The sequence below is a fragment of the Pseudomonas sp. 2822-15 genome, assembly GCF_002742515.1.
Lineage (GTDB): Bacteria > Pseudomonadota > Gammaproteobacteria > Pseudomonadales > Pseudomonadaceae > Aquipseudomonas > Aquipseudomonas salomonii.
Genome location: NZ_LJRY01000256.1, coordinates 17,632 through 42,438, shown reverse-complemented (window position 1 = coordinate 42,438; position 24,807 = coordinate 17,632). Strand labels below are relative to the sequence as shown.

General features: G+C 58.7%; 24 protein-coding genes and 2 pseudogenes. 13 read left to right on the top strand and 13 right to left on the bottom strand.

The genetic code is table 11. The features are described 5' to 3' along the window. Window positions 1-86: 86 nt before the first annotated feature. Window positions 87-989: a DMT family transporter gene (locus AOA59_RS26715; protein ID WP_099489649.1), complete on the top strand. Its 903-nt coding sequence runs from the start codon at window positions 87-89 to the stop codon at window positions 987-989. Window positions 990-1,108: 119 nt separating this feature from the next. Here AOA59_RS26715 and norR read toward each other — a convergent pair whose 3' ends face one another. Next, window positions 1,109-2,653, bottom strand: coding sequence for a nitric oxide reductase transcriptional regulator NorR (norR, locus tag AOA59_RS26710; RefSeq protein ID WP_099489648.1), 1,545 nt, complete (start codon window positions 2,651-2,653; stop codon window positions 1,109-1,111). A gap of 147 nt (window positions 2,654-2,800) precedes the next feature. Here norR and hmpA point away from each other — a divergent pair, with 147 nt between their 5' ends. The 8 genes from hmpA (at window position 2,801) to queC (ending at window position 11,130) form a co-directional block, all read left to right on the top strand. Further along, a complete protein-coding gene (hmpA, locus tag AOA59_RS26705; RefSeq protein ID WP_099489647.1) occupies window positions 2,801-3,982 on the top strand; it encodes an NO-inducible flavohemoprotein in 1,182 nt (393 codons plus the stop codon). A gap of 212 nt (window positions 3,983-4,194) precedes the next feature. Next, window positions 4,195-4,701, top strand: a complete 507-nt coding sequence (locus tag AOA59_RS26700; protein WP_056858320.1) for a disulfide bond formation protein B — start codon at window positions 4,195-4,197, stop codon at window positions 4,699-4,701. A 793-nt stretch (window positions 4,702-5,494) separates the two neighbouring features. Further along, window positions 5,495-6,436 (top strand): ubiquinol oxidase subunit II, encoded by a 942-nt coding sequence (cyoA, locus tag AOA59_RS26690; protein WP_065930545.1) that lies wholly within the window; start codon window positions 5,495-5,497, stop codon window positions 6,434-6,436. A gap of 3 nt (window positions 6,437-6,439) precedes the next feature. After that, window positions 6,440-8,458 (top strand): cytochrome o ubiquinol oxidase subunit I, encoded by a 2,019-nt coding sequence (cyoB, locus tag AOA59_RS26685; RefSeq protein ID WP_017135070.1) that lies wholly within the window; start codon window positions 6,440-6,442, stop codon window positions 8,456-8,458. Window positions 8,459-8,461: 3 nt separating this feature from the next. After that, window positions 8,462-9,088 carry a cytochrome o ubiquinol oxidase subunit III gene (locus AOA59_RS26680; RefSeq protein WP_056858318.1) on the top strand — a complete coding sequence of 209 codons (627 nt, stop codon included), beginning with the start codon at window positions 8,462-8,464 and terminating at the stop codon, window positions 9,086-9,088. Then, complete coding sequence (gene cyoD, locus AOA59_RS26675; RefSeq protein WP_010206434.1) at window positions 9,088-9,429, top strand: cytochrome o ubiquinol oxidase subunit IV; 342 nt, start codon at window positions 9,088-9,090, stop codon at window positions 9,427-9,429. Before AOA59_RS26680 ends, cyoD begins: the two co-directional genes overlap by 1 nt. Window positions 9,430-9,440: 11 nt before the next feature. After that, the gene (cyoE, locus tag AOA59_RS26670) at window positions 9,441-10,328 is read left to right on the top strand and encodes a heme o synthase (protein ID WP_017135069.1); all 888 of its coding nucleotides are present in this window, start codon (window positions 9,441-9,443) and stop codon (window positions 10,326-10,328) included. Between the two features lie 103 nt (window positions 10,329-10,431). Beyond that, entirely contained in the window at window positions 10,432-11,130 is a 699-nt protein-coding gene (queC, locus tag AOA59_RS26665) for a 7-cyano-7-deazaguanine synthase QueC (RefSeq protein ID WP_099489646.1), read from the top strand. Window positions 11,131-11,279: 149 nt separating this feature from the next. On the opposite strand, the gene AOA59_RS26660 is transcribed toward queC, so the two are convergent. Together AOA59_RS26660 and AOA59_RS26655 are read right to left on the bottom strand one after the other, a co-directional pair. After that, window positions 11,280-12,158, bottom strand: coding sequence for a queuosine precursor transporter (locus AOA59_RS26660; protein ID WP_099489645.1), 879 nt, complete (start codon window positions 12,156-12,158; stop codon window positions 11,280-11,282). Further along, entirely contained in the window at window positions 12,145-12,750 is a 606-nt protein-coding gene (locus AOA59_RS26655; RefSeq protein ID WP_099489644.1) for a helix-turn-helix transcriptional regulator, read from the bottom strand. The genes AOA59_RS26660 and AOA59_RS26655 overlap by 14 nt, the downstream gene beginning before the upstream one ends. 274 nt (window positions 12,751-13,024) lie before the next feature. On the opposite strand from AOA59_RS26655, the gene glyA reads away from it, so the two are divergent. Then, complete coding sequence (gene glyA / locus AOA59_RS26650) at window positions 13,025-14,380, top strand: serine hydroxymethyltransferase (protein WP_099489643.1); 1,356 nt, start codon at window positions 13,025-13,027, stop codon at window positions 14,378-14,380. A 96-nt stretch (window positions 14,381-14,476) separates the two neighbouring features. Next, complete coding sequence (locus AOA59_RS26645) at window positions 14,477-15,556, top strand: pyridoxal phosphate-dependent aminotransferase (RefSeq protein WP_099489642.1); 1,080 nt, start codon at window positions 14,477-14,479, stop codon at window positions 15,554-15,556. 75 nt (window positions 15,557-15,631) lie between these two features. Here the strand turns inward: AOA59_RS26645 and AOA59_RS26640 are convergent, their stop codons facing one another. The 4 genes from AOA59_RS26640 to AOA59_RS26625 all read right to left on the bottom strand — a co-directional run bounded on the left by AOA59_RS26640 (window position 15,632) and on the right by AOA59_RS26625 (window position 17,495). Continuing rightward, a complete protein-coding gene (locus AOA59_RS26640) occupies window positions 15,632-16,348 on the bottom strand; it encodes a hypothetical protein (RefSeq protein WP_065930550.1) in 717 nt (238 codons plus the stop codon). A gap of 69 nt (window positions 16,349-16,417) precedes the next feature. Continuing rightward, complete coding sequence (locus AOA59_RS26635) at window positions 16,418-16,921, bottom strand: DUF6622 family protein (protein ID WP_099489641.1); 504 nt, start codon at window positions 16,919-16,921, stop codon at window positions 16,418-16,420. 68 nt (window positions 16,922-16,989) lie between these two features. Next, the gene (locus tag AOA59_RS26630) at window positions 16,990-17,244 is read right to left on the bottom strand and encodes a Txe/YoeB family addiction module toxin (protein ID WP_099489640.1); all 255 of its coding nucleotides are present in this window, start codon (window positions 17,242-17,244) and stop codon (window positions 16,990-16,992) included. Beyond that, window positions 17,241-17,495 (bottom strand): type II toxin-antitoxin system prevent-host-death family antitoxin, encoded by a 255-nt coding sequence (locus tag AOA59_RS26625; protein ID WP_099489639.1) that lies wholly within the window; start codon window positions 17,493-17,495, stop codon window positions 17,241-17,243. The genes AOA59_RS26630 and AOA59_RS26625 overlap by 4 nt, the downstream gene beginning before the upstream one ends. 229 nt (window positions 17,496-17,724) lie before the next feature. Here AOA59_RS26625 and AOA59_RS26620 point away from each other — a divergent pair. Further along, window positions 17,725-17,940, top strand: a pseudogene (locus AOA59_RS26620) (cytochrome C); the annotation flags it as partial. A gap of 25 nt (window positions 17,941-17,965) precedes the next feature. Here AOA59_RS26620 and AOA59_RS26615 read toward each other — a convergent pair. Continuing rightward, on the bottom strand, window positions 17,966-19,216 hold the full coding sequence (locus AOA59_RS26615) for an aspartate aminotransferase family protein (RefSeq protein ID WP_099489638.1): 1,251 nt from the start codon (window positions 19,214-19,216) through the stop codon (window positions 17,966-17,968). 223 nt (window positions 19,217-19,439) lie between these two features. Here AOA59_RS26615 and AOA59_RS26610 point away from each other — a divergent pair, with 223 nt between their 5' ends. Beyond that, the gene (locus AOA59_RS26610) at window positions 19,440-20,456 is read left to right on the top strand and encodes an amino acid ABC transporter substrate-binding protein (protein WP_099489637.1); all 1,017 of its coding nucleotides are present in this window, start codon (window positions 19,440-19,442) and stop codon (window positions 20,454-20,456) included. 43 nt (window positions 20,457-20,499) lie between these two features. Here the strand turns inward: AOA59_RS26610 and AOA59_RS26605 are convergent, their stop codons facing one another. The 5 genes and pseudogenes from AOA59_RS26605 to AOA59_RS26585 all read right to left on the bottom strand — a co-directional run bounded on the left by AOA59_RS26605 (window position 20,500) and on the right by AOA59_RS26585 (window position 24,747). Further along, complete coding sequence (locus tag AOA59_RS26605) at window positions 20,500-21,513, bottom strand: sensor domain-containing diguanylate cyclase (RefSeq protein WP_099489636.1); 1,014 nt, start codon at window positions 21,511-21,513, stop codon at window positions 20,500-20,502. A gap of 190 nt (window positions 21,514-21,703) precedes the next feature. Beyond that, window positions 21,704-22,012 carry an XRE family transcriptional regulator gene (locus tag AOA59_RS26600; RefSeq protein WP_056858307.1) on the bottom strand — a complete coding sequence of 103 codons (309 nt, stop codon included), beginning with the start codon at window positions 22,010-22,012 and terminating at the stop codon, window positions 21,704-21,706. A gap of 10 nt (window positions 22,013-22,022) precedes the next feature. Then, window positions 22,023-22,363, bottom strand: a pseudogene (locus AOA59_RS26595) (type II toxin-antitoxin system RelE/ParE family toxin). A 191-nt stretch (window positions 22,364-22,554) separates the two neighbouring features. After that, window positions 22,555-24,453, bottom strand: coding sequence for an alkaline phosphatase D family protein (locus AOA59_RS26590; protein ID WP_099489635.1), 1,899 nt, complete (start codon window positions 24,451-24,453; stop codon window positions 22,555-22,557). Window positions 24,454-24,561: 108 nt separating this feature from the next. After that, window positions 24,562-24,747, bottom strand: coding sequence for a hypothetical protein (locus AOA59_RS26585; protein ID WP_099489634.1), 186 nt, complete (start codon window positions 24,745-24,747; stop codon window positions 24,562-24,564). Between the last annotated feature and the right edge of the window lie 60 nt (window positions 24,748-24,807).

Here is a 24,807-nt window from a genome sequence, read left to right as displayed (position 1 = left end):
TCCCCGCGGCCGACAAAAGCGCAAGAATGTGCAAGAGCGCCGGCTGGCGGGCAAGGGACACTGTGACTCAATCGACGGAGCCCGCTATGAACCTTTTCCTGTATTTACTCACCGTGCTGATCTGGGGCACCACCTGGATCGCCCTCAAGTGGCAATTGGGCGTGGTGGCGATTCCCGTGTCGATCGTCTACCGCTTTGGTTTGGCGGCGCTGGTGCTGTTTGCGCTGTTGCTGCTCAGCCGCACGTTGCAGGTGATGAACCGGCGCGGGCATTTGATCTGCCTGGCGCAGGGGCTGTGCCTGTTCTGCGTGAACTTCATGTGCTTCCTCACCGCCAGCCAATGGATCCCGAGCGGTCTGGTAGCAGTCGTGTTTTCCACCGCCACGTTGTGGAACGCCCTCAATGCCCGGGTGTTTTTTGGCCAACGCGTAGCGCGCAACGTGTTGATGGGCGGCGCGCTGGGGTTGCTGGGGCTGGGCTTTCTGTTCTGGCCGGAACTGGCGGGGCATACCGCCAGCCCGCAGACCTTGCTCGGCCTGGGCTTGGCGTTGCTGGGGACCCTGTGTTTTTCGGCGGGCAATATGTTGTCGAGCCTGCAACAGAAGGCCGGGCTCAAGCCGCTGACCACCAATGCCTGGGGCATGGCCTATGGCGCCGTGATGCTGGCGACTTACTGTGCGGTGCGCGGTATTCCCTTCGACATGGACTGGAGTGCGCGGTATATCGGCGCTTTGTGGTACCTGGTGATTCCGGGGTCGGTGATCGGCTTTACCGCCTACCTCACCCTGGTTGGGCGCATGGGGCCGGAGCGGGCGGCGTATTGCACGGTGTTGTTTCCGGTGGTGGCGTTGAACGTGTCGGCGTTTGCCGAGGGTTACCAGTGGACGGCCCCGGCGCTGATGGGGTTGGTGCTGGTGATGTTGGGGAATGTGTGGGTGTTTCGTAAGCCTAAGCTGGTTCAGCCGGTCTTGCAGGCGAAGGCAATCTGAAGGCTATCTAATGTGGGAGCTGGCTTGCCTGCGATGGCGGTGGATCAGTCAAAGTTGAGTTAGCTGACCCACCGCCATCGCAGGCAAGCCAGCTCCCACAGTTGACCGAGTTGCCTGGGCTATTTGAGGCCCAGGCGCCTGGCCATGCGCCCGAGGTTGGCGCGGTCCAGGCCGAGTTCGCGGGCGGCGCTGGCCCAGTTGTGCTGGTGGCGTTCCAGGCTGGCGCTGATGATTTGGCGCTGGTAATGCTCGGTGGCCTGGCGCAGGTCGCCGGTCACGGCCAGCGGCGCTTGCAGCGTTTCTTCGATAGCCGACGCACTGACGTCCGGAAGGTCCAGGTCCTGAGCGCTCAGGCTCAGAATCTTCGGCCGCGCGCGGCAGTTACCCAGAGCTTTGAGTGCGCTGCGCCCGATCAAATGCTCCAGCTCCCGCACATTGCCCGGCCAGTTGTAGGCCAGCAGCGCAGCCTGGGCGTCGCTGGTCAGGCGCAGGCTGCCCAGGCCCATACGTGAGCGGTTCTGCTCCAGAAAGTAGCCGGCCAGCAGCAACACATCCCGCCCGCGCTCGCGCAGCGCCGGCACCTGCAGCGGGTACACGCTCAGGCGGTGGTAGAAGTCGGCGCGGTAGCGGCCATTGCGCACTTCTTCGGCGAGGTCGCGGTTGGTGGCGGCGATCAGGCGTACATCCACCTGGTGTTCCTTGTCCGAACCCAGGCGTTGCAGCTGGCCGCTTTGCAGCACGCGCAGCAATTTGGCCTGCACGGTCAACGACAGTTCGCCCACTTCATCCAGAAACAAGGTGCCGCCATTGGCCAGCTCGAACTTGCCCCGACGTTCATTCAACGCGCCGGTAAAGGCGCCGCGCACATGGCCGAACAGTTCGCTTTCCACCAGTGTTTCCGGCAGCGCGGCGCAGTTGAGGCTGATCAGCGGTTTGTCCGCACGCGGGGAAGCGGCGTGGATAGCTTGGGCGACCAGCTCCTTGCCGACTCCGGTTGCGCCGGTGATCAGCACAGTCAGGTCGCTGCCGCCCACCAGCTTGATCTCCTCGACCAAACGCTTGTGCGCCTTGCTCTGGCCGATCATTTCCTTGTGCTGTTGGCCGCTGGCCTGGCGGTAGATCTCGGCGCGCTGATGCTCGTCTTCGGCGCGCAATGCCAGGCGCTCGATGCGTTCGGCGACATTGACCGTGGCCGCCGCCAGGCTGGCAAAGGCTTGCAAGGCATCCAGCTCGACGCGTTCGAACCGCTCGGTGTCCAGCGCATCGAGAGTCAGCAGGCCCCAGGGCTGGTCGTCGATAAACAGCGGGCAGCCCATGCAGTCGTGGACTTCCAGGTGCCCATGCAGGCCGTCGACCAAACCGTCGTAGGGGTCGGGCAGTTCGCTGTCGCTGTCAAAACGGGTGGGGCCGGGGCTGCTCAGCAACACTGCAAAGCGCGGGTGTTCGCTGACTTTGAAGCGTCGGCCGAGGGTGTCGGTGCTCAAACCATCCACTGCCAGCGGCACCAGCCACTCACCGTCCAGGCGTAACAACGCGGCGGCATCGCACGGCAACAGCGCGCGCATGGCTTGCAGCAGGCGTCGATAGCGCTCGCCCTCGGGCAGCTCGCGGGACAGGTCGGCGACCAGGGGCAGCAGGGTGGTGAGCAGCGATTGTGCAGTCATAATGACTCCTTGTAGTCGTTATGACTATAAAGCGTAGGCAGTCATACTGACTACACTATATTTAAGCTATTGAAAAATAACGATTAATAAGTTGGCACGAATACTGAGTAGGTCCAGGCAATCAGTAAAGAAACCCAGGAGTCTGCCATGCTTAGTGCCCAAGACCGTGTCATCGTCAAATCCACTGTGCCCCTGCTGGAAAGCGGCGGCGAAGCGCTGATCACGCATTTTTACCGCATGATGCTCAGCGAATACCCGGAAGTTCGCCCGCTGTTCAACCAGGCTCACCAGGCCAGCGGTGACCAGCCCCGCGCCCTGGCCAATGGCGTGCTGATGTATGCGCGGCACATCGACCAGTTGGACCAACTGGGTGACCTGGTGGCCAAGATCATCAACAAGCACGTGGCCTTGCAGATCCTTCCGGAACACTACCCGATTGTGGGCGCCTGCCTGCTGCGGGCCATCTCTGAAGTGCTCGGCAGCGAGATCGCCACGCCTGAGGTGATGAATGCCTGGGGCGCGGCCTACGGCCAATTGGCCGACATCCTGATCGGCGCTGAAGCCGCCATCTATGATGAAAAAGCCCAGGCGCCGGGCGGCTGGCGCGGTGCGCGGCCATTTTTGTTGGTCAAGCGTGTGGAGGAGAGCGACGAAATCATCTCCTTCTACTTCGCGCCTGTGGATAACGGCCCGATCCTGCAAGCCGCGCCGGGCCAGTACATCGGCATGAAGCTGGTGCTGGACGGCGAAGAAGTGCGCCGCAACTATTCCCTGTCGGCCCTGAGCGATGCGGGCCTGTACCGCATCAGCGTCAAACGCGAGGCCGGTGGGCGGGTGTCCAACTACCTGCATGACCAGGTGCACGTCGGTGCAACCATCGACCTGTTCCCGCCCTCGGGTGAGTTCACCCTGGCCGACAGCGATAAACCGCTGGTGCTGATCAGTGGCGGGGTAGGCATTACCCCGACATTGCCCATGCTTGAAGCGGCCCTGGCAACCGAGCGCCCGGTGCACTTTATCCACTGTGCGCGCAACGGCGGCGTGCATGCGTTTCGTGATTGGGTCGATGCCCTGGCGGCCAGGCACCCGCAACTCAAGCGTTTTTATTGCTATGCCGAGGACGATGGCGTGAGCCCGGCGGCGGACAAGATGGGGCTGTTGAGCCAGGAGCAATTGGCGGCGTGGTTGCCCGAGGAGCGTGACCTGGATGCGTACTTCCTGGGGCCTAAAGGCTTTATGGCGGCGATCAAGTGTCACTTGAAGGCGTTGGGTGTGCCGGAGCAGCAGGCGCGGTACGAGTTCTTCGGCCCGGCGGCGGCGCTGGAATAACATTCGGCCTCACACCGAGGCGGCATCATCGCGGGCAAGCCCGGCTCCCACATTGGAATGCGATTCCCTGTGGGAGCCGGGCTTGCCCGCGATGGCGTCTGTTCAGGCGCAACAATTTCCTGGGATTAATCCGCAGTTAACCGCCCTCTGTTTTAACCATGCTCTGTGTGTAAACTTGCCGGCATTGGCACAACGACAAAGGGAAAATGGGGATGAGTGACGAATTGCGTTTAGGCAGGGAGCGGCGCTTTCTGGTGTTGCTGGGCATCATCTGCCTGGCGCTGATCGGCGGTGCGCTGTACATGCAAGTGGTGTTGGGCGAGGCGCCGTGCCCGCTGTGTATCCTGCAGCGCTACGCTTTGCTGTTGATTGCGATCTTTGCCTTCATCGGCGCCGCCATGCGCCGCAAAGGTGCGGTCACCTTGTTTGAAGGGCTGGTAGTACTCAGTGCCCTGGGCGGCGTCGCTGCCGCAGGCCACCACGTGTATACCCAGTTTTTCCCTGAGGTGAGCTGCGGCGTCGATGTGTTGCAGCCGATTGTCGATGAGCTGCCGCTGGCCAAGGTATTCCCATTGGGCTTCCAGGTCGACGGCTTCTGCAGTACGCCGTACCCGCCCATCCTGGGCTTGTCCCTGGCGCAGTGGGCGCTGGTGGCGTTTGTGCTGACGGTGATCCTGGTGCCGCTGGGCATCTATCGCAATCGCCAACGCCAGGCCTGAGCCTGTTCCCCAAAACGCCCCGGTCTTCCTTGAAGGAAGTCCGGGGCGTTTTTGTTCGTAGGGATTTGTGAAAGGGCCGTGACGAGGGGCAACAATAGGTGCGCGCAGCGTGCGACATGTTGTCACACGGACGTTGTCGCAGGACGTTTCTGACCCATCAAACCGCCGCCTGAATTTGCACCCGAAGGCTAAATTGTGCTGTCAGTTCATCGTTTGGGCGATGCCGCGAATGTCATGCCGTCCGAGCCGTTGGGTGATGTCCGAATGCCTTGTTTTATGGGGGCTTGGATCCGTTTTGCAAGCCCTTACAAGGTGTAAGGGAAGTGGCGTTCTGCCCAATAACACGGCAATTTTTGTGGTTTTTGTTGAGAATCGAACACGATAAGATCGCGAACCTTTGCAGGTTTAGTGAAGGATTGTTGCTGTAATCGATAAAAATTATTTCTTTATAAGACATGGTTTATACATCGCTAGCTAACTACAATCGCCCGCACTGAATGTCCGGTGTTGTTCAATATTTGAGCACCGGAGCGGTCGAGGGGCAGATGGACGGCTCTGTGCGACCCCAAGGTTCCGGCAGCCTTTCAACTATCCGCACCAAATGGAATTGGTCTGTAACAAGGCCTTTAACCACGAAATCGAATAAGAACTCACCGCAGGTCCGTGAAACGTACAGTTATGGCGTGACGGGCAGGCTCTTATTCAATCGAAGAGAAATGCCAACCCTTGGCAGGGTGAAGTGTTGGCGATCAAAACCCAACTGCATTGCGCAAGCTGCTTTAGAGGTCGTGAGATGAGTAAAAACAGGTACCCCCGATTACTAGGCTTTTTGCCGCTGATTGGCATGCTGTTAATGCTGGGAGGCTGCAAGTGGACCTTGATGGACCCAAAAGGACAGATCGGTCTGGATCAACGAAACCTGATCATCACCGCTACCCTGCTGATGCTGCTGGTCGTGGTCCCTGTGATCATCATGACCTTCGCCTTCGCCTGGAAATACCGCGCGTCGAACACCAGCGCTACCTACGCGCCTAAGTGGTCGCACTCCACCAAGATCGAAATCGCGGTGTGGCTGGTTCCGATCCTCATCATCATCGCCCTGGGTTACATCACCTATAAATCGACCCACGAGCTGGACCCTTACCGTCCGCTGGAATCCAACGTCAAGCCGATCAACATCGAAGTGGTCGCGCTGGACTGGAAGTGGCTGTTCATCTACCCGGACCTGGGTATCGCCACGGTCAACGAGATCCAGTTCCCGGAGAACACTCCGCTTAATTTCCGGATCACCTCCGATGCCGTGATGAACTCGTTCTTCATCCCTGCGCTGGGCGGCCAGATTTACGCGATGGCGGGCATGCAGACTCGCCTGCACCTGATCGCCAACGAAAAAGCTGAAATGGAAGGCATCTCCGCGAACTACAGCGGCGCTGGCTTCACCGGCATGAAATTCAAAGCGATCTCGACGAGCCAGGAAGACTTCAACGCCTGGGTAGCCGCAGTCAAGGCCGCACCTAAACAGCTTGATCAAGCTGAATACGACGCCCTGACCAAACCAAGCCAGAACAACCCAGTCGCGCTGTACTCCGCGTTTGAGCCGGACCTGTTTCAGAAAATCGTCGACAAGTACGAAGGTATGAAGCCAGGCAAGCCGGTCAAGCACGAGAAGAAAGAAGTGGCCGTGGTTGAAGGTTCTGACACGGGCTCGCATTCAACTGCTGGGGCAGAGGAGTAAACGATGTTTGGTAAATTAAGTTGGGATGCGGTCCCGTTCCACGAGCCGATCGTGATGGTGACCATCGCCATGATCGCGCTGGGTGGTCTGGCACTGTTTGCTGCAATCACGTATTTCAAGAAATGGACCTACCTGTGGACCGAGTGGCTGACGTCTGTCGACCACAAGAAAATCGGTGTCATGTACGTCATCGTTGCCATGGTCATGCTGCTGCGTGGCTTTGCCGACGCCATCATGATGCGTACCCAGTTGGCCATGGCCACCGAGGGTTCGCCGGGCTACCTGCCGCCTGAACACTATGACCAGATCTTCACCGCTCACGGTGTGATCATGATCATCTTCATGGCGATGCCATTCTTCACCGGCTTGATGAACCTGGCCTTGCCGCTGCAGATCGGTGCGCGTGACGTTGCCTACCCGTTCCTGAACTCCCTGAGCTTCTGGCTGCTGGTTTCCGGCGTGGTGCTGATCAACCTGTCCCTGGGCGTCGGCGAATTCGCCAAGACCGGCTGGGTTGCGTATCCACCATTGTCGGGCATTCAGTACAGTCCGGGCGTGGGTGTGGACTACTACATCTGGGCGCTACAGTTATCAGGACTCGGGACGACATTGACGGGGGTCAACTTCCTGGCCACCGTGCTGAAAATGCGCGCCCCTGGCATGAAACTGATGGACATGCCGATCTTCACCTGGACGTGCACCTGGGCAAACGTCCTGATCGTGGCTTCGTTCCCGATCCTGGCCGCTACCATGGCGCTGCTGTCGCTTGACCGTTACCTGGATTTCCACATTTTCACCAATGAACTTGGTGGCAATCCAATGATGTACGTGAACCTGTTCTGGGCATGGGGGCACCCTGAGGTGTACATCCTGATCCTGCCAGCGTTCGGTATCTTCTCTGAAGTGATCTCGACCTTTACCGGCAAGCGCCTGTTCGGTCACCACTCGATGGTTTACGCATCGGGCGCAATTTCCGTACTGGGCTTCATGGTATGGCTGCACCACTTCTTCACCATGGGCTCGGGGGCCAGCGTCAACGCCTTCTTCGGCCTGGCGACGATGCTGATTTCCATCCCGACGGGGGTGAAGCTATTTAACTGGCTATTCACCATCTACCACGGCCGTCTGCGTATCACCAGCCAGGTTCTGTGGACCCTGGGCTTCATGGTGACCTTCGCCATCGGCGGCATGACCGGCGTACTGCTGGCCATCCCGGGTGCTGACTTCGTACTGCACAACAGCCTGTTCGTGATCGCGCACTTCCACAACGTGATCATCGGTGGTGCTGTATTCGGCTACATCGCAGGTTTCAGCTTCTACTTCCCGAAAGCGTTCGGCTTCAAGCTGCACGAAGGTTGGGGCAAGGCTGCATTCTGGTTCTGGATCTCGGGCTTCTTCGTCGCGTTCATGCCGCTCTACGCGCTGGGCTTCATGGGCATGACCCGTCGTCTGAACGCCACTACCAACCCTGAGTGGGTGCCGTACCTGTACGTCGCCATGTTCGGTGCGTTGATGATTGCTGCCGGTATCGCCTGCCAGCTGATTCAACTGTACGTGAGCATCCGTGACCGTAAGCAGAACGCTTGCGACTCCGGTGACCCATGGAATGGCCACACCCTGGAATGGTCGACTTCCTCGCCTCCACCGTTCTACAACTTCGCCGTGATTCCTACTGCGAACACCATTGATGCGTTCACCGAAGCCAAGGAAGACGGTACTGCGTACCAGCGTCCTAAGCACTACGAGCCGATCCACATGCCGAACAACACCGCCACTGGCGTGGTGATGGGCGCGCTGTTGACCGTGTTCGGTTTCGCGATGATCTGGCACATCTGGTGGCTGGCAATCGTGGGCCTGGTAGGCACTATCGGTTACTTCATCATTCACGCTGCCCGTGATGATCAAGGCTACATGGTGCCGGTCGAGACGATCGAACGCATCGAAGCCGAGCAACACGCTCGCCTGGTAGCCGAGAAGAAAATCCCGGCCAACCGTGTAGAAACCTCGTTGGAACAGGCTTAAACCATGTCGAACTTAGTGACCAATGCTGGACACGCCCATGTCGATGACCATGGGCACGATGACCATCACCACGACTCGGGGCCAATGACCGTATTCGGTTTCTGGCTCTACCTGATGACCGACTGCATCTTGTTTGCGTCGATCTTCGCGGTGTACGCGGTACTGGTAAACAACGTAGCGGGTGGCCCGTCGGGCCACGACATCTTCGAACTGCCTTACGTGCTCGGCGAAACCGCCTTGCTGTTGTTCAGTTCGATCACCTACGGCTTCGCCATGCTGGCCTTCTACAAGGGCAGCAAGAAGGGCGTACTGAGCTGGTTGGCACTGACCTTCCTGTTCGGCCTGGGCTTCATCGGCATGGAGATCAACGAGTTCCACCTGCTGATCTCCGAAGGCTACGGCCCGCACCGTTCCGGCTTCCTGTCCGCGTTCTTCACGCTGGTAGGCACCCACGGTCTGCACGTATCTGCCGGCCTGCTGTGGATGGCGGTGATGATGTATCAGGTCAATAAGCACGGCCTGACCAACACCAACAAGACTCGCCTGAGCTGCCTGAGCCTGTTCTGGCACTTCCTGGACGTGGTCTGGATCTGCGTATTCACCGTCGTTTACTTGATGGGGACTCTGTAATGGCTAATGCACACTCCCATGACCATGACAGCCATGATGCGAGCCACGGCAGCGTAAAGTCTTACGCTATCGGCTTCATCCTGTCGGTCATCCTGACCCTGATCCCGTTCGGCCTGGTGATGTACCCAACCTTGCCGAAGTCGATCACCTTGATGATCGTCCTGGCGTTCGCGGTGATTCAGGTTCTGGTTCACCTGGTGTACTTCCTGCACCTGGATCGCTCGAAAGAGCAGCGCGATAACGTGATTGCGTTCGTGTTCGCAGGTCTTGTGATCCTGCTGCTGGTTGGCCTGTCGATATGGATCATGTTCAGCATCCATACGTTCATGATGGCGAAGTGAGGTAAGACCCGATGTCGCTTAAGCACTTTATCCAAATCACCAAACCGGGGATCATTTTCGGTAACGTGCTTTCTGTGGCAGGCGGTTTCTTCCTGGCCTCCAAGGGGCATGTCGATCTGGCCATCTTCTTGGCTGCGATGATCGGCACGTCCCTGGTGGTAGCTTCCGGTTGTGTGTTCAACAACTGCATCGACCGTGACATCGACTTGAAGATGGAACGCACCAAGAATCGTGTGCTGGTGCAGGGCCTTATCTCCCTGAAACTGGCACTGATCTACGCGACCGTCCTGGGTGTTGCCGGTGTGGCCCTGTTGTACAAGGTGGCCAACCCGTTGGCGGCGCTGTTTGCCGTGATCGGTTTTGTCATCTACGTCGGCCTTTACAGCCTGTACCTCAAGCGCAAGTCGGTTCACGGCACGCTGGTGGGCAGTCTGTCCGGGGCGATGCCGCCGGTGATTGGTTACGTGGCTGTGACCAATAGCTTCGACATGGCTGCGCTGGTGCTGCTGGTGATGTTCAGCCTGTGGCAGATGCCGCACTCCTATGCCATCGCAATCTTCCGCTTCAATGACTACCTGGCTGCGTCGATTCCGGTGCTGCCGGTTAAACGTGGCATTCAGGTAGCCAAGAAACACATTTTGCTCTACATCCTGGCCTTCCTTGTGGCGACCTTGATGCTGACTTTCAGTGGCTATGCCGGCATGAGCTACCTCGCCGTCGCCGCCGCCATGGGCATGTACTGGTTGTACATGGCCTGGACCGGCTACAAGGCGGTGGATGACACCGTCTGGGCGCGCAAGCTGTTCGTGTTCTCGATCTTCACCATCACCGCGCTCAGCGTGATGATGTCCCTGGATTTCCAAGTGCCGAAAGAGCTGTTGCTGACCTACGCACACTGAGTCATCGAGCAACAAAAAGCCCCGCCTTCGCAAGAAGCGCGGGGTTTTTTATGGCGTGGCCTTTAAACTATTCCCACATTCTACAAATGCAGGAAGCAACGTGATGACGAAAAAAGCCGTGATGGTATTCAGTGGCGGGCAGGACTCGACCACTTGCCTGATCCAGGCGCTGGGGCAGTATGACGAAGTGCACTGCATCACCTTTGATTATGGCCAGCGCCATGTCGCCGAAGTTGAAGTCGCGCAGAAGCTGGCCAAGCAGTTGGGCGCTACCGTTCACAAAGTGATGGACGTGTCTTTGCTCAACGAGCTGGCGATCAGCAGCCTGACCCGCGACAACATTCCGGTGCCGACCGTGAACAGCTCGGGCGAAAGCCTGCCGAGTACTTTTGTGCCGGGGCGCAATATCCTGTTTCTGACCCTGGCGGCGATCTACGCCTATCAGGTCAAAGCCGAAAGCGTGATTACCGGTGTGTGCGAAACCGACTTCTCGGGTTACCCCGATTGCCGCGATGACTTTGTCAAAGCGCTGAACACCGCGCTCCAACTGGGCATGGACTATAAGCTGCGCCTGGACACGCCGTTGATGTGGCTGAACAAGGCTGAGACCTGGGCGTTGGCAGACTACCACCAGCAACTGGACCTGGTTCAGCACCAGACCCTGACCTGCTACAACGGCATCATCGGCACCGGCTGCGGTAATTGCGATGCATGCAACCTGCGGGCGCGGGGCTTGAATGAGTATTTGCAGGACAAGGCGGGTGTGATGAGCAGCCTGAAGCAGAAGTTGCGGTTGAGCTAGGACCAGGGGCGCAAGCGGTATTCGGTCAAAATGTGGGAGCGGGCTTGCTCGCGAATACGGTATGTCAGTTACAGATAAACTGACTGACCCACCGCATTCGCGAGCAAGCCCGCTCCCACAGTTAGGTCACATTAACCAACCTATTAACATCAGGCAGCGCTACCGGTAATCCAGCGTTTGAACAACGCACGCGCGCCATAGGCCGGCAGAATATTGAAAAACGCAAAGCCGACTTTGATCGCGATCTGCACGTAGATCATGCTCAAGATGTCGCTGGTCTGCATCGCGCCATAGAACGCAATAAAGCAGAACAGGAAGCTGTCGATAATCACCGCAAAAAACGTACTGAGGAAAATCCGCAGGTACAGGTATTTGGAGTTGGTCAGTTCCTTGATCTTGCACAGCAAGTAGGAGTTTATATTCTCCGACACCAGGAACGACACCGAGGACGCGACCAGTACCGAGGACACCTGAATGATCACATCGTTGTAAGGCCCATCGAGTTTCCAGCCGGGCAGCCCTGGCAGAAACGTTGAGCCGTACAGCAGAATAATGATCATCGCGTTACTGGCGAACGCAAACAAAATGGCGCGTCTGGCCAGGCGCAGGCCGAACTGCTCGTTGAGCAAATCCACGATCAAAAACGTCAGCGGGTACAGAAACGTGCCCGGCGTGACGATGATGCCCATCGACTCCAGGTAAATAGGCTTGGTCGCGGCAATGCTGGTGAAGATATAAAACGTGAACAGCAACAGGTTCAGGATGATGTAGATCATCCAGGAGTTTTCGTTGCGGTCGTTTATATCGTAGGCCGTCAGCGTCCCTCCCTGTGAATAAAACTTCTTGTACATGTTCTTAACTTCCATTTTATTGAGGTTATCCATGATTTCGCTGTTGATGACTTCATTCAGCTTCATCTTGATGACCTTGCCGGTGGCGATCACCATGATCACCGCCAGGCTCTTGTCATTCTCAAAGCCCAGCAGTTTGTATTTGCTGTTTTCGATGCCGGCTTCATAGGTTGTCATTGAAGCGCTCCTCAATGATGTCGCCGATCACGCACAAGCGCTCTGAACCGGCGCAGGCTTCAAGGGTGATAAACATCTTTTGGGTGGCCCGGTCGTACACCAGCTTTTCTTTGCCCAGGGTGGACGCGCCTTTTTGCACGATGAGCAAATCGCCCGGCTCGTTGATGCCGGGGATGCCACGTTCCAGGCGCACGCCGATCAGGTTGTAGGAAGAGCCGAAGTAGTAGGTCAGCGGATACAGCGTGGCCAGCTCGCCAATGCGCTTGTCCAGGTTCTGGATAACCAGGCTTTCCTTGAGCACCGGCACGGCGGCCGGGTTCATGTTGCCCTGTGGGGAAACACTGCTCTCGATGATTTCCTTGGCTTCAAAATCGAGGGTCTCGATTTCATCGTAGGAGACGCCGAAGAAGTCCGAGATCTTGCGGACGGTGGACTGCTGCACGTTGACGACCTTGCCTTCCAGGATGTTGTAGATGGTGGTCCTGGTCAGGCCGGCAGCATTGGATAACGACAACTGCGTCTCGCCGCGGCTTTTGATCAAGTACTTGATGTTGCTCTTCAAGTGCTCGGTTTTTTCGCGTCTGTGTATCACGTGCTCACCACTTCCTTTTAGTCGTTAACGTCCATTGTTTGCGCAACCACAACAGGGAGCGCCCGTCCCGGGGGCGCTTGTGGTTTTGCGGCGGCGGGAGTGTTGCATGCGTCGGGCCTAACAATAAAGTCCGGATGCGCTGCTTGCGTGCTTTTGATGGGGTTGGCGTTTGGAAAATGAACATTTGATTTGGAAAATGTTTAATTTCCTGTTTAATTGATCCTCTCGGTTCAGGACGGACCGGCACGCAACGCCCAGGAAGGGACCCGCACTGATGGCATTCAATACCGTACCTCTGAAAGACCAGGCCGACCTGCTGCGTCGTGGCCTGGCGGATCTGCGCGCAGAAGACTTCGAGCTCGCCAGCCTGCTGGATGCTGAAGTCACTCGCCAGCATCGCACCCTCTCACTGGTGGCTTCCTCCTGTGCGGTCAAGCCACGCACTCTGGTGGCCTGCGCCTCGGCCTTGGTCAATGTGAGCGCCGAAGGCACACCCGGCAAACGCTATCGCACCGGCTGCGAAAATGTCGATTTGGTGGAGTCCCTGGCTATCCGCAGAGCGCGGGAGTTGTTCGACGCGCATTACGCCGGCGTGCAGCCTCATTCGGCGTCCAATGCCATATCCCAAGTGCTTTCGGCGCTGCTTGAACCGGGCGATACGCTACTGGGTATGGCCCATGACCATGGCGGCGAACTCACCCTTGGCAGCCCGGCGGTGTTCACCGGGGCCTATTACAAGGCCATCCGCTACGGCACCACCGGCGAAGGCCTTATCGATTATGAGCAAGTGCGCAGCCTGGCCCTGGCCCATCGCCCACGCATCATTATTTGCGGTGCGGGTGCGTACTCAAGGGTGGTGGATTTTGAGCGCTTTCGCGCGATTGCCGACGAGGCGGGCGCCATCCTGCTGGCGGATATTTCCGCTATCGCCGGGTTGGTGGTGACAGGGCGCCACCCGAGCCCGATCAACGCCGCACACGTCACCATCACCTGCACGCACAAGCAATTGGGCGGCCCGCGTGGTGGGTTGATTCTGTGCGGCCGCGACGCCGAGACCAAGGTGCCCGGCCTGCGGTCGACGTTCAGCCGTGTGCTGGATCAAGCCGTGTTCCCGCGCATGCAAGGGGCGCCGGCGGTCAATATGATCGCGGCAAAAGCGGCCGCCTTCGGGTATGCGAAGTCAGCGCAATTTGACGCCTGCATGGGGCGTGGTCGTGCGCTTGCCGATGAAGTGGCCAGTGCGTTTGCGGCCCAGGGTTACGACGTGGTGGGTGGGCGCAGTGACAACCATACGGTACTGATCCGGTTGCCGGGCGCCATGACCGGGGCCATCGCCGAGGCGGCCCTGGAGTCTTGCGCCATTGTGGTGAGCAAGCATCGCGTACCGGGCGAGACACGTTCGAAGTTGGTCACCAGCGGTTTGTGTCTCGGCACTGGCTGCATGGCGCAACGCAATTTCGATGCCGACGGTTGCCGGCAGGTGATTGAGCTGATTTGTCGGGTGTTGGAAAACGTCACCCCGCTGGGCGAACAGGACTATCGGCTTGAGCCTGAGGTGCGCGAGCAGGCGCGCACGGCGGTGGAAGCCTTGTGCATGAATTACCCGATCGCCGACTACCTGGAGGGCTGATCGCGGCGCCGGTGGCTAAATCAGCTGGGCGCCTTCTCGTCATACTTCTTTGTACGCACCGTGAGAAACCATCACCCGTCTACAAGGAGTCGCGCCATGTTCAGCGTAAGTCGTCGGTCTCTTCTCGCCTTTGGTGCGGCCCTGCCGGTGCTGGGCCGCCTGGACTGGGCGGTCGCCGGCCCGCCACCGGCCCCGGCGGACAGGGTGCGACTCAACTACAACGAAAGCCCCTACGGCCCTTCAGTCGCCGCCCGCGAGGCGATGCAGCGTGGCATCGCCCTCTCCGGGCTGTATCCCTATGGTTACATGTACGGCTTGGCCGAACAGTTTGCTAAAGCGCAGGGGCTGGCCGAAGAACAGGTCGCTGTATTTTCCGGCTCCATGGCCGCCCTGCGCTACGCCGTGTTGGCGTTTACCAGCCAGGCCCGTGGTCTGGTGATGGCCACGCCGTCCTATGAAGTACCGCGTCAGGCCGCCCAAGCGTGGCAGGCGCCGGTGCACGAAGTGAGCCTTAATGCCGACCACGCCCATGACGTGCCGGCCATGCTCGCCGCAGACCCTCAGGCGGGCATGCTGTACCTGTGCAACCCCAACAACCCGACCGGCACCCTGACGCCCACCGCAGCGATCCGCCAGGCGCTGGCGAACAAACCCAAAGGCTGCGTGCTGGTGGTGGATGAGGCGTACATCGACTTCTGTGACGCACAAAGCTGCGTGAGCTGGGTCAAGGACCACGACGACTTGCTGGTGCTGCGCACCTTCTCGAAAATCTACGGCATGGCCGGTGCGCGCCTGGGCCTGGCGATCGGCCACCCGACGTTGCTGGAACGGCTGGCGGTGTTTGGTGGCGACAATGTGCCGGCCGCGTCCACGCTACTGGGTGCTCGGGCGAGCCTGGAAGACCTCAAGCTGGTGCCGCAACGCAAGGCGCTCAATGCCCAATTGCGTGACGAAACCGTGGCTTGGCTAAAGGGGCGTGGTTTTGCCTGCACCGCGTCGCAAAGTAATTGCTTCATGATTAACGTGACGCAACCGGCAGAACAGATCATCGAGAAGCTGGCTGCACAGGGCGTATTGGTCGGGCGGGTGTGGAAGGATTGGCCGCAGTGGGTGCGGGTGACGGTGGGCAACAAACAGGAGATGGCGCGGTTTCGCGAGGTGTTCGCGAGTCTTTAAAACACCACAAAACCCATGTGGGAGCGAGCAAGCCCGCTCCCACATTTTTAGTCCAGCTGTGTTGCAGGTAATGCGTTACTGCTGCGCGATGCTGTACCCATCAAACGCCGTCTGCTGCTGCAGTGCAGTAATCACACTCTTGCGGCTCAACGGCTGCTCGGCGCCGGCGTTATCCACAAAGCTTTCAACTTCAAGCTCGGCCTCGTCGCCTTCACCCACAAAGCTGAAACCCAGAAATTCGAACGCTTCACGGTCAACGTTGAGCTTGGAGCGCGGCGTGCGCAGCGGCAGGGTGACGCTGATGCCATCCTTGCTGATCACAAACACTTCGGCTTCTTTCTTGGCCCGTGCAGCCTTGCCCTTGCCGGCGCTTGGGTTGCTGATGGCCTGGTGAGACTGGTTCAGCACCTTGAGGGCCAGGCCGTAGACCAGCTCCTGAAACTCGGGGTCGTCCTTGAAACTGGAGAGGATGCGGCTGATCGAGAACTTACTGCTCAGGTCTTCGAGGGCGATGTTGTCGGCCGCTTCGGCATCCTTGAGTTGCTTGAGCTGGCCCATCAGGTCGTAGGCCTTGTCGTCGTCGAACGCGTCATGGGCCTGGCGGATGGCCACGCGCAGTTCGCGGATCTGGTCGCTTTCCTTGGAAGTGTGGAACGCGTCCAGCACCATCTCGCTGATGATCTTGGCCGCAGGCACATGCTGTGAAAGATTGATGGCATTTTCGTATTCGGCCTTCGATTGCAGGGCGACTACGGATTCTTCGGCGGCGTGTTCGGTGTAAGAATCAGACATTGAAATTTCACTACTTCAGTAAGCGGGAACAAAAAACGTCGCGCATTTTCGGCGGCCACGCAGGTCAGGTCAAGGCAGCACACTGCCCTTATCGCGGCGCAAGGCGCTCAGCGCCCGCTGCAAGCGCACGGCCCGCCCGCAGAACAGACCAACGGTAAACCCCGACACACCGCCCACCGCCATCAACATTTCAGGTGTGCTTAACAGCAGTGGATGCACGGCCTGCTGATAGCCGAAGTAGTACTTCACCGCAAAGAACAGCTGCGAGATCAGCAGGGTTTTCCAGGTGCCCGCCAGCACCAGCGTTTCGCCATCGGCATCGAGCCGGGCGCCGTCGGCGTTGAATAGCAGCATCCCCATCAGGCAGCCTGCCAGCACGCCACCGACCCAGGCACCACTCGACAGGATCGAAGGCGCCAGCGACATCAGCGACCACACCACCAGCACCACCGGCAAAATCAACAATGAGCGGCGATTCTCGCGCCCGCCCAGGCAGGCCTTGACGCCGTAATAACACATCCACAGGTAGATGGCGTACACCCACAGGGGCGTGCCTTGGAGGATATCGAGCATGGGTGCTTCCTTGCAGTAATGCGTCGGGTACTTTCAGGAGAGGAGCAGATCAGGCGATGTGAGCACGGTCAGTAATGATAGCGGCACATCAAAATTTGTACTTCATCCTCCTCAATACCATAAACAAGTCGATGCTCGGCAGTGATTCTGCGGGACCAGAAGCCACTCAGGTTGTGTTTGAGAGGTTCAGGTTTGCCGACACCATCAAAGGGGTCTCTTTGGATCGCTTTGATCAGCAGGTTTATACGCTTGAGGCCTGCCTTGTCGTTTTGTTGAAACCAGAGGTAGTCGTCCCAGCCTTCAGGGGTAAAAAGTATTTTCATTCTTCAATCAACCGCCTTGGCTTGGCTTTACCTGCTCGCAAGCTGTTGACTGAGTTGATGAGACGTTCGGCATTTTTTGGCGAACGCAGCAGATAGGCTGTCTCTTCAAGAGCATTGAATTCTGACAGCGAGATCATCACCACCGGCTCGCCTTTTTGTCGTGTCAGCAGCAGCGGGATGTGATCCTCGTTAACTCGGTCCATCGTTTCGGACAAATGAGCGCGGGCTTTGGTGTAGTTGATAGTTTCCATGCAGGTCTCCTCATTGGTGGCTGAAACGTACAGAAATACGTACATATCTACAAGGATCATCTTATCAACGGTCACGTGCGTGGTGATGTCATCATTTCAGTGCTGGCCCACATCAACACCCCCCACCGCAAAACCCGTTACAACACAAAGGCCTGATGAACCCATAAAAACAACCGCTGGCCCGCGCCGAGGGGACTACTCCACGCTAGGTTATTAAAGGATTAATGCGATGGCCTTTTCATTGGCCCGCCTGGCCTTGCTGGGGGCGACGCTGTGTCTTGCGCTGCCTCTGCACGCCGCCCCAACCCAAATCGAGCAGGGTCAATATGTGGCACAACTGGGCGACTGCATCGCCTGCCGTACCGCCAAGAAAGGTCAGGTGATGGCCGGCGGGCTGGAGCTGAGCACGCCGTTGGGCACGATTTATTCGAGCAACATCACACCGGCGGCAAACCGGTCGATGCGCGTTATTAAGGCAACTGCTTAAGGCAGGCCTCGAGAATATCCAGGCCTTGCTCCAGCACTGCAGGCTCCGTGGTCAGCGGTGCCAGCAGGCGGATGATGTGCCGCGATTTGCCGCTGGGCATCAACAACAAGCCGGCCTCGCGTGCCAGGCTGAGCAGTTGGGTCAGTTGCTGGGGCGCGGGCGTGCCGTCGGCATGGGCCAGCTCGATGCCGCGCATGGCACCCACGCCGGTCAGGCGGCCCAGATAGGGCGACAGCGGCTGCTCGCGCCAGGCGGTATAACGGCTGACGATGGCGGCTTCTTGTTGTGAACCCCAGGTTTTTAATTGCGCGTCAGTCATCGCGTCCAACGTCGCCAACGCCGCTGCGCAGGCAATCGGGTTACCGGAGTACGTGCCACCGAGGCCACCTTTGGGCAAATTGTCGAGCAGCGCCTTGCGCCCGACCACCGCGCCCAATGGCACGCCACCGGCGATGCTTTTGCCGAGCAGGATCAGATCCGGTTCGATGCCCAGGCGCGAGAAGGCAAAACGCTGGCCGGTACGCCCGAAGCCGGACTGGATTTCATCGACAATCAGCAGGATGTTGTTCTCATCACAGAAGCGACGCAGGGCCTTGGCGAACTCGATGTCCAGGGCCAGAAAGCCGCCTTCGCCCTGCACCGGTTCGATGATGAAACAGGCCACATCGTTTACGTCGATTTCCACACTGAACAGACGGTCCATGGCCTTCAGGGCTTCGGCGCAGGTCACACCGTTATCGGCGCTGGGGTAGGGAAGGTGATACACCGGGCCAGGCAGCACACCGACCTTTTGCTTGTAGGGCGCCACCTTGCCATTGAGGTTAAGCGTGGCCAGGGTGCGGCCGTGGAAGGCGCCGTCAAAGGCGATCACCGCCGTGCGGCCGGTGGCGCCGCGCACGATTTTCAAGGCGTTTTCCGCCGCTTCCGCGCCGCTGTTGGTGAGCATGCCGCTCACCGCGTAATCCACCGGGATAAACGCACAAAGGCGATCCATCAGCTCGATGTAGGGCGCGTGCGGCGCGGCGTTGAACGCATAGTGGGTAAGCCGCGTGGCTTGTTCGCGAATCGCTTCCACCACGCCTGGGTGACAATGGCCGAGGTTGAGCACGCCAATGCCGCCGACAAAATCGATATAGCGCTTGCCCGTGGTGTCCCAGACTTCGGCATTTTTACCGTGGCTGAGGCTGATGGGGTGAACGATGGAAATCGATTGGCTGATGGTTTCGCGGCTCATGAATCGGGGACTCGGCAATGGCGGGCGTGTATTTATCTAAGCCGCGCAGCCGGCCTCGCCGCAAACGAAATAAAATCGCCGGGTCATTCCAAATCGGAAGGAGCTGTTGCCTAAAGGTCGTTTGTGGCCACGCTGCAAACCTGACAATACTGCCGGGCAACCTCAGAAACCGGCGCGGGCAGTGCGGCGCCGAATAATAAAAGATTCACAGGGAGTGCCTCGCATGAACCACCTCAAAACCCTTATCGCGGCCACGGCCGTGGCGCTTGCCGGCAGTGCCCACGCGGGCGTTACCCTGGACGCGATCCAGAAAAAAGGCTTTATCCAGTGTGGCGTCAGCGACGGCTTGCCGGGTTTCGGCGTGCCGGACAGCCAGGGCAAGATGACCGGCCTCGATGTAGACGTGTGCCACGCCGTTGCCGCCGCTGTGTTCGGCGATGCCTCAAAAGTGAAGTTCACCCAGTTGACTGCCAAGGAGCGATTCACCGCGTTGCAATCGGGCGAAATCGACCTGATCTCCCGCAACACCACCTGGACCAGTTCCCGAGATTCCGGCATGGGCCTGGTGTTTACCGGCGTGACTTATTACGACGGCATCGGTTTTCTGGTCAACAACAAGCTGGGCGTGACCGGCGCCAGGCAACTCGATGGCGCCACCGTCTGCATCCAGGCCGGCACCACCACTGAACTCAACGTTTCGGATTACTTTCGCACCCACGGCATGAAGTACACGCCGATCACCTTCGACACCGCCGACGAGAGCGCCAAGGGCCTGGAAGCCGGGCGTTGCGACGTGCTCACGACCGACCAGTCGGGCCTGTATGCCCAGCGCATCAAGATGGCCCACCCGGATGAGTTCGTGGTGCTGCCGGAGGTGATCTCCAAAGAGCCCTTGGGGCCGCTGGTACGCAAGGGCGACGATGAGTGGTTCAGCATCGTCAAGTGGACCCTGTTCGCCATGCTCAATGCCGAGGAAATGGGCATCACCTCGCAGAATGTCGTAGAGCAGGCCAAGTCCACCCGGAACCCGGACGTTGCGCGGCTGCTGGGGGCCGACGGCGATTACGGCAAAGACCTGAAGCTGCGCAAGGATTGGGTGGTGCAGATCGTCAAGCAAGTGGGCAATTACGACGAGGTATTCGAGCGCAATATCGGCCAGGGCAGCGTGCTGAAGATCAAGCGCGGGCTTAATGCGTTGTGGAGCAATGGCGGCATCCAGTACGCACCACCAGTGCGCTGATTGAACTCTGCCTTAGGTGGGCGCTGGCTTGCCAGCTCCTACATCACTCCGAGACCGCATCCTTGCCCGCCGCCTTGGACCGGTACAGTGCTTGATCGGCACGTGCCATCAGCGCGGCGGGCGTTTCGCCCATCCGCCGCTCCACGACGCCCAGGCTCAGGGTGACTTTGAAAGCGCCCACGGCGGGCATCTCGGCGATGGCCTGACGGATGCGTTCAGCCAATTGCCTGGCGGTATCCACCGTGCTTTTGGGCAGGACCACCATAAACTCATCGCCCCCCCAACGCGCGAGCAAGTCACCCTGGCGCACACAGGTTTCCAGCCTTTCTACCACGCTCACCAAGGTTTGATCGCCGACGCCATGACCCTGTTTGTCGTTGATCGGCTTGAAGTCATCGACATCCATGGCCACCAAGGCCAGCGGTACGCGGAAGCGCTCGGCACGGTCGCACTCCTCCAGCAGCACCTTCTCCAGGCGATAACGGTTGGCGATGCGCGTCAAGGCGTCCTGTTCGGCCAGGGAACGGTTCTCGTCCAACTGCAATTGCAGTTGCTGATTGACCCGTGACAATTCAAGGGTGCGTTCGGCCACCAGCGCTTCCAGCGACTGATTGCGCTGTTGCAGCTGTTCGATGGAAATTTTGCGTGTATGGATATCGCGGTGCGCGCCGACCATGCGTGCTACTGAATTGTCGGGGTTACGTGCAATGACGTAGCCACGGTCTTCGATCCACAGGTAAGTGCCGTCTGCTTTGCGGCAACGATACTCAGCCTGGTAATGGGGCGCGCGTTGGCTGATGTAGTCATCAAATACAGCCATGACGCGTGGATAATCTTCGGGGTGGATCACGTTCTCCCAGGTGAACACGCTGTTCTCCAGGGAGTGGCGGGGGTAGCCAAGCATCGTGTACCAGCCGGGGCTGCGGTACACGAACCCGGTGTTGGCATTCCAGTCCCAGATGCCGTCGCTGACCAGTTCCATCACCGCATGCAACATGTCGGCGTTGAGTTCGGAAAAGTTATTGCGCAGCGGTTTATTGCCGGATGTCTCGTTCATCTGTGCACTTCCCTGCCGATGCTGGCTCCTACGGCCAGTCTTCATTGACGCCGGTACACCGTGGCTGACGTTACTCTACATCGCGGCTTGAGCGCTTTGAATAGGATGAGTGTGCTGCTTTAGTGGTGTGGCGATAGGCCATTATTCGCCAGGCGAAGAGACATGCGTTGTGCTCGCCTGACACGAGCTTTCACGCCCTGGCGGGCCTTGCTTGGGTGTTCGATACGAGGCGAATTTCCACCTGTTGACCCAAAGCCCTGGCCGCACTGGCCAGGGTGGACAGCGTCATGCCCGCGTCATTTTGGTCCAGCGCTCGATCTACGGCGGTACGGCTGGTATGCATACGTTCGGCCAGCGCTTTCTTGCTGACCTTCTGCACTTTCATCGCCTCTGCCAATTGCCAGGCAATCACACGCTTCAACGCCCCGGCAGAGACTTCTTCTATGAGCCCTTCATCGTTGAGAAAATCATCAAAGTTGGAGCCGATATGCTTATTCATGGGATGTTCCTCAACGCTTGTTTTTGCGATGTCTGGCGGTGTTCAGGTCGACTAAAGGTGTTTTTTGACTTTTTTTGATAAAGCCATGCGCAAAACCATTTGGCTGGCAACCAAGGTAAAAATGACTCGTGCAGCATTTTCACCAAGATCGGTTCGGACCTCCCAAAGGCGATGCTCCAGCTTCCTAACCAACGGCATCCCTTGTGGCCATCCGAGTTGGACCGATTTTATGTCAGTGCCTATAAGCTTTTTTGATTCCCTGGGCAGTTCCATCAGCCATTCACGCACGGGCTCGTTGCCAGCCTCGGTTCGGTAAAATGCGACGTTCAACACGAGAGGTAGGTCGTTCACAGAGAGTGCACCAAAATAGGTTCATAAGGCAATCAGCGATTGAAAAGTCTTTTCGCGAAGATTGGTCAGAGCCTGGCACTTATTTTGTGAGTTGCTGGGGTTGAAGCGTTTCAAAAAAAGTCAGTAAAAATAAAGAGTTGTGAGTTTTCTGAAAGATATGTGCGAGATTGATTTGTCATGCGTAAGAAAACTCACTCCGGCGCCACCATCTGTGTTCGCGGCTTACCATCCGCGTTGTGCTGGTAAATCGCCTCCGGCTGGCCCTGCTCATTGAAAAACACTTGGCCGATGCCCGCCGAATTCCACAGCCGTTCACCCGCCTCGGCATGCTCCGGTATATGTGGCACCACCTGCATGGTGCGCCGGCGCGTGAAACCGTTGAGGGGCGAGCGCGGTGAGTAGAGCCAGCGGTTGAGGCGGTCGAACCATTCCAGCAAGCGCGCCGGGAACTGGTTCTTGATGCCGCTGCTGGTGATCTGCCAGATTTTTGGGCCGGCGCTGCGGTGGCGGATCAGCACTTCATAGACGAACGAGTAATGCACATCGCCCGACAGGATCACGTAGTTCCCCGGCGTGCGCGAGTGGCGGAAGATATTCAGGATCACCTGGGCGGCGCCGCGATGGGCCATCCAGTTTTCGGCGTCTACCAACAGCGGGAAGCCGCACCAACTGAAGACCTTCTGCACGGTCTCGATCAGTTTGACGCCAAAGATCGGCGCGGGCGAAACGATGATGGCTGACGGGTGGTCCAGCAGGGCCTGTTGCAGTTCGCTCAAGGCTTCCCAGTCCAGCAGGCCGGAGGGTTGCTTGAGCGCAAACTCACTGCGCCAGCGCCGGGTGCGCGTGTCGAGCACCACCAGTGCGGGCGTAGTGGGCAGCACGTAATGCCAGTGCTGAAATTTCAGCAGGCGTTGCAGCAGCTCATCGTGCGCAGCGGCGTGCAGGTGGTTGTCTTGTGTCTTGGCGGCCAGCGCCTGGGTGTGTTCCAGCAGTTCGCCAAACACATCCGGCTGGTTGCCCCAGCCCTGACACAGCATATAAGCGAGCAGGGCATTGCCGATGATGCGTTTGGAGAATGGATGGCCGTAGGCGGTGGCTTCCCATTGGGCGCTGAGGTTCCAGTCGTCGGTGATGTCGTGATCGTCAAAGATCATCAGCGTCGACAGGTGTGCGAAAACCCGCGCAACACCGGGCAGGCCGTCGCGGAACCGATCGATCTGCACTTGCTCACGGTCATAGCGCTGTTGTTGCGGCGCACTCAATGACGGCGGCTGTGGCGTGATCAGAGTCCAGGGCGTGGGCGACCACACCAGCAGGTACATCGCCAGTACTTCAGCAAAGGTCACCAGGTGGTTGTCGGCGGTACTGCTGGTAAAGATCGGTTTTTTCACACCGCCGAAAAACCGTTCGCGCAGGGTTTCGTTGCTGTCCAGTGCGGGCAGCAGATCCGCGCGGTGGTAATAGCTGGCGCGATGCCCGTAGAGGCTGGCGCTGTCATCCACCACGGCGCCCTCCAGGTATTCGTCGAACAAGTCTAAACCCGCGATCAGCGCATGAATCGCCCGCAGCATGGGCCCGGCCACATCGTCGGCGTAGACCTGGTCGCCGCTCATCATCAATAGCGCCGGGCGTTCAGCCGGTGTGCGCGCGTCGGCCAGCAGGCGGTCCACGCACAGCAAGCCGTCATCGGCGTGGTGATGGGGTTTGCGGCACGAGCCATGCACCAACTGGTGAATGCGGCTGTGCACCACGAAATTCGCGCAGGCGGCGTCGGCATACAGCAGGTGCGGGGCCCATTGTGCAAGACCACAGCCGTCGACCAGCAGGTCATAGTCGATGATCACATCCAGCGGCAGGGCTTCGCTCAGGGAAACGTCGATCAGATGGATAAAGGCGTGGCGGCCGACGGGCACGACCTGGCACTGCCGGGGGCCCAGATCGATCGTCAGGGCTTGGCCTTGAGGTGCTTGCAGCCTCAAGGCCAATCGCAGGGCACGGCTGCCCACCAGCCAGATCACCAGGCGCTTGGGTTCCAGGCGCCGAAGCAGCGGGCCGGCAATGACAGCGGGCAGTGTGTCGGATTGCGGCATGAAGCAAGCAGCTCATACAAGGTAGGGCTGAAAAGGGTAACGCAGAGGATGTCAGTGTTTTGTCAACCGCTTGCAGCGGACACCCGGCAGCCGATTGCCCTTATTGGATCAGAGCTCGAAGCCACGTCCCAGGGAGTCCAGGGACGAACGAGAGGGCTTAGGCTTGGGCGGTACGTTTTGCATCATTGGGTCGTTGTCGTGACTTTTGGGCTTTTCAGCACGCCTGGTGTTCTGGTTAGCCAGGAGGGTGACCAGGTCGATGGCATAGCCGGGGAAAATGTTGCCTGTAATCATGGTAAAACCTCTTGCTCAGGTGGAGGATTGTTCTCGCATCAAAACTCCCTTTGATTGCGC